This window comes from Halopseudomonas xiamenensis, assembly GCF_014219065.1.
GTDB lineage: Bacteria > Pseudomonadota > Gammaproteobacteria > Pseudomonadales > Pseudomonadaceae > Halopseudomonas > Halopseudomonas xiamenensis.
The window spans coordinates 1-1,380 of record NZ_JACLGO010000062.1; the positions used below are offsets into that span (position 1 = coordinate 1).

The following is a 1,380-nucleotide window of genomic DNA, read 5'->3' on the forward strand; positions in this document are numbered from 1 at the left end:
TTGTGCGCCAGGCATGGCGCGTTGCGCGTTAGCGCAACCCGCTTGGCTGTGGTGGCCAAGCAGGTGACTTGGAGGTGAAAGTCCTCTACACACCCGGCAAGGGGAAGTGTTAGCCAGAGGCAAGGGTGTCGCGGGTGACCGCGAATCTGAAGGAAGCCCGAGGCAAAATGCTGGCCTGACGAACAGAAAGCGGATAGAGGCGGCACAGCGGGGTGAGGTTGCAATGACTGCCAAAGCCCAATACTTGCACGGAACGCTGTGACGTAAATCCGACAGGCATAAGCAGGAAGGTCGCGCGAATTACCCTGGGAGATCTGCACGTTTGCCACTGTGCTACCGCGCGTCGAGAGGCGACGGGATGAACGTGCAGAAGTCAGCCGAGGCCGTAGTAAGTGGCGGTTAACCGCGCCACCAAGGGCCGAACAGGTTATGCCGCCAGTAGGCGTCAATGTCTCGTTGGTAGCCGTAATGCAGAAATTTCCCACAATGGAAACTGTCACCCAGAGTCCTGGCCAGAAGCCGAGGATGATGGCTGGCAGTGCAAAGGTATCGACGGCGTCATCGACGTGGACGAACGCGGAGCCGGACACGCTGATGGAGCGGGTGCTTGCACCGGCCAACCTCAGGCGTGCGTATAAACGTGTAGTCAGCAACAAGGGGGCGCCGGGTGCCGATGGTATGGCGGTCGCCGACTTGGCGGGCTACGTGAACCAGTATTGGCCGATCCTCCAAGCCCGGCTACATGCCGGTGAATACCATCCCCAAGCCGTGCGGGCGGTCGACATTCCCAAATCGCAGGGCGGTACCCGGCAACTGGGTATTCCCAGTGTCGTGGATCGCCTGATCCAGCAGGCTTTGCTGCAACAGCTTACGCCTGTCTTTGATCCACTGTTTTCGGACTACAGCTATGGCTTTCGTCCGGGCAGAAGTGCTCACCAAGCCGTCGAGATGGCCCGTGCCCATGTGGCATCGGGGCACCGGTGGTGCGTGGAAATCGATCTGGAGAAGTTCTTCGATCGGGTCAACCACGACATCCTGATGGCCTGTATCGAGCGCCGTATCGACGACAAGAGTGTGCTCAGACTGATCCGTCGCTACCTTGAAGCCGGGGTCATGTCGGGTGGGATCGTCAGTCCGCGGCAGGAGGGGACGCCGCAAGGCGGCCCGCTCTCGCCGTTGCTGTCGAACATCCTGCTCGATGAACTTGACCGAGAGCTTGAGCGCCGGGGCCACCGCTTCGTGCGCTATGCCGATGACGCGAACATTTATGTGCGTAGTCCTCGGTCTGGCGAACGGGTGCTGACCAGTGTGGAGCGCTTCTTGGGTCAGCGTCTGAAGTTGACGGTGAACCGGAAGAAGAGCCAAGTCGCAAGGGCCTGG

Annotated in this window: 1 protein-coding gene; it reads left to right on the top strand. The window is 60.3% G+C overall.

What is annotated here, in order from left to right:
* Positions 1-429 precede the first annotated feature (429 nt).
* On the top strand, positions 430-1,380 hold a 951-nt coding region (gene ltrA, locus H6X51_RS19795), incomplete at its 3' end, for a group II intron reverse transcriptase/maturase (RefSeq protein WP_185269127.1).